3 protein-coding genes are annotated in these 2,888 nt (G+C 39.0%); all 3 read left to right on the top strand.

Translation table 11 applies throughout. The features are described 5' to 3' along the window. Nucleotides 1-147 precede the first annotated feature (147 nt). Genes istA through M3212_RS21530 form a run of 3 tightly spaced genes read left to right on the top strand, consistent with a single transcriptional unit; the run spans nt 148 to nt 2,646 of the window. Entirely contained in the window at nt 148-1,710 is a 1,563-nt protein-coding gene (gene istA / locus M3212_RS21540; RefSeq protein ID WP_251195964.1) for an IS21 family transposase, read from the top strand. Then, nucleotides 1,700-2,449: an IS21-like element helper ATPase IstB gene (istB, locus tag M3212_RS21535; protein ID WP_061794383.1), complete on the top strand. Its 750-nt coding sequence runs from the start codon at nt 1,700-1,702 to the stop codon at nt 2,447-2,449. Before istA ends, istB begins: the two co-directional genes overlap by 11 nt. Continuing rightward, nucleotides 2,446-2,646: a hypothetical protein gene (locus M3212_RS21530; protein WP_012958829.1), complete on the top strand. Its 201-nt coding sequence runs from the start codon at nt 2,446-2,448 to the stop codon at nt 2,644-2,646. The genes istB and M3212_RS21530 overlap by 4 nt, the downstream gene beginning before the upstream one ends. Nucleotides 2,647-2,888: the final 242 nt, after the last annotated feature.

The following is a 2,888-nucleotide window of genomic DNA, read 5'->3' as shown; positions in this document are numbered from 1 at the left end:
TGATTACAGCCATCCGATTGAACCAGTTGTGCCATCTTTTTGATCCGCCTCGGACATGAATTTGATCCAATTAAGACATGACTGACCCACCCTCCTATATAATGAAGGAGCACATTTGTGCAAATTTATTATATAGGAGGTTTTTTTGTGGTTAAGTATCGAGAAATCTTAAGGCTTCATGCGCAGGAAGTCACACAAAGGGGGATAGCTTCGAGCTGTGGCCATTCTAGAAACACAATTAGAGAAGTAATTCGGCGAGCGGAAGAGAAGAACATTCAGTGGCCAATAGAAAAGGACATGACAGATCAAGACCTACAAATGATTTTATTCCCTGAGAAAAAGGTGCCGTCAGACCATCGTCGAAAGCCTGATGGCGAGTATATTCATAAGGAATTGGCTAAAACTGGGGTAACACTCTCTCTTTTATGGGACGAGTACTCTTTACAGTGCAGGGCAAACGATGAAATTCCGTACAGTTATCGTCAGTTTTGTAGATTTTACAACGACTATGCAAGGAAAACCAAAGCAACGATGCGCATCAAAAGAAAGCCTGGGGAACAAATGGAAGTGGACTGGGCAGGTCAAACTATGCATATCACGAACAATCTAACAGGAGAAGAAGCTCCTGTTTATATTTTTGTTTCTGCATTGCCATGTAGTCAATATGCGTATGTAGAAGGATTCTTATCCATGGATGTAGAGAGTTGGATTACAGCCCATATTCATGCTTTTGAATTTTATGGGGGAGTCACGAGGATAATTGTTCCCGATAACTTAAAGACAGGAGTGACAAAGTCTTCCCGTACCGATCCTATTATTAATCAAAGCTATCAGGAAATGGCTGAGTTTTACCAGACTACTATTATCCCAGCACGTGTACGTCATCCCAAGGACAAACCAAGTGTAGAAGGTAATGTTGGTCATATCTCAACTTGGATCATCGCTTCTCTTCGCAATGAAAAGTTCTTTTCTTTGATTGAACTAAACAAAGCGATAAAAGAAAAACTAGATGTAGTGAATACAAAACCTTTCCAAAAGAGAAAAGGGAATAGGCAGGAAGCATTTTTAGAGGAAGAAAGATTTGCATTGATTCCCCTGCCTCATTCACCTTATGAGATCGCAAGCTGGGCAAAGACCGTTGTCCAGCCTGACTATCATATAAAAGTGGATTATAACTATTACTCTGTTCCCTATGATTATATCAAATATGTGGTAGACGTTCGAGTAACGAGGACTATCATTGAAGTATTTTATAAGAATATACGAATTGCTTCGCATAAAAGATCAAATAAGTCAGGTGGAGATTTCAGTACTATTCCTGATCATATGCCTAGAGACCATAGAAAGTATGCATCATTTGATAAGGAATTTATATTAGAGTGGGGTGCTACAACTGGCCCTGCCACCTTATTAACCATTGAAAGAATCTTAGAATCTTATCCGACTGAAAAGCAGGGCCTGAAATCTGCCTATGCATTAATGAAACTAGCAGATAAATACTCTATCGAACGCATAGAGAAGGCATGTGAAAGAGTGTTGTCCTATACGCCAAGACCCAAACTAAAAAGCATTCAAACCATCCTAAAAACAGGACATGACAAATTACCAGTAGAGGATACAAGCAAACAGTTGAGCACACAAAAAAATGATAACGTTTACGGGTTTACTCGTGGCGCTGATTATTACGGAGGGAATAATAATGACAATTGATAACACTTTAACAAAATTAAATGAAATGAGAATGACTGCGATGGCAGAAACATTAAGAGAACAATTGAGAAATTCAGAATACCAAGAACTATCTTTCGAGGAACGATTTGGGTTACTTGTCGATATTGAATGGTCCAGAAGACAAAACAATAAACTTGATCGCCTGATCAAGTCGGCTGAATTACGTGATACACAGGCATGTATCGAGGATATTGAATATCATCCGGATAGAAAGCTTGATAAAGCGCAAATTTTACGATTAGCAACCGGTAATTATATTGAAGAACATCACAACATTATATTAATGGGTGCTTCTGGAAATGGAAAAACCTATTTATCTTGTGCATTTGGCATAGCTGCATGTCGTCAGTTGTATAAAGTGAAATATATTCGATTACCAGACCTCTTGGATGAATTAGCAATCGCAAGAGGAGAAGGAACTTATAGAAAGGTGATGAAAAAATACAAGAATGTAAACCTACTCATCTTAGATGAGTGGCTATTAACTCCGTTAAAAGAGACTGAGGCAAGAGATCTTCTTGAAATCGTAGAAGCACGCCACCAGCAAGGGTCAACTATCTTTTGTTCTCAATTTGATCCTAGAGGATGGCACGATAAAATTGGTGAAGGTACACTGGCAGATGCCATTCTAGACAGAATTGTGCACGATTCCTACACCATACTTATTGACGGTGAAGTCTCCATGAGAGAACGTCACGGATTGGCGGTATCAAAATGATCCCAGAAGAAGTTGAAATCCGTATAGCGAAGTATTTTTTACACATGTATTTACCTGATGAAGTAATGCGGAAAGTGGAAGAAAAACTCTTACCTCCATGTATTTGGAAAGGTGAAGAGGAATTAGACTACGATGAACTCGTTCGTTGGTCTCTTGAGATAATTAATCAAGAACTAGACGGTAAAAGCTTTAAATAAGTCAAACAGCCATTGGAATGTTTCAGGTTTCAATGGCTTTATATCAATCTACTATTGTCTCTCTCCCCGGCACTTACTGGCTCATTCTGGCTCAATACTCATACGGAAAGATTACACCAATAATACTTTTTGGATTCACTATTTATATGGTTGTGGATCACTTCTGTCATAAGTGGATCAATATCTTGTCCGGAGTGGGTCATAAAGATGGCAGAGGTGGGGCTAACCTATGTCCTTCTTCA

The sequence above is a fragment of the Halalkalibacter oceani genome (assembly GCF_023715705.1).
GTDB lineage: Bacteria > Bacillota > Bacilli > Bacillales > Bacillaceae_D > Halalkalibacter > Halalkalibacter oceani_A.
Note: the sequence above shows the minus strand (reverse complement) of the source record. Positions and strands in the feature narration are given on the sequence as shown.

Coding starts and splice junctions, on each gene's coding strand:
- istB (WP_061794383.1), top strand. CDS start 1,700: ATGACAATTGATAACACTTTAACAAAATTAAATGAAATGAGAATGACT.
- M3212_RS21530 (WP_012958829.1), top strand. CDS start 2,446: ATGATCCCAGAAGAAGTTGAAATCCGTATAGCGAAGTATTTTTTACAC.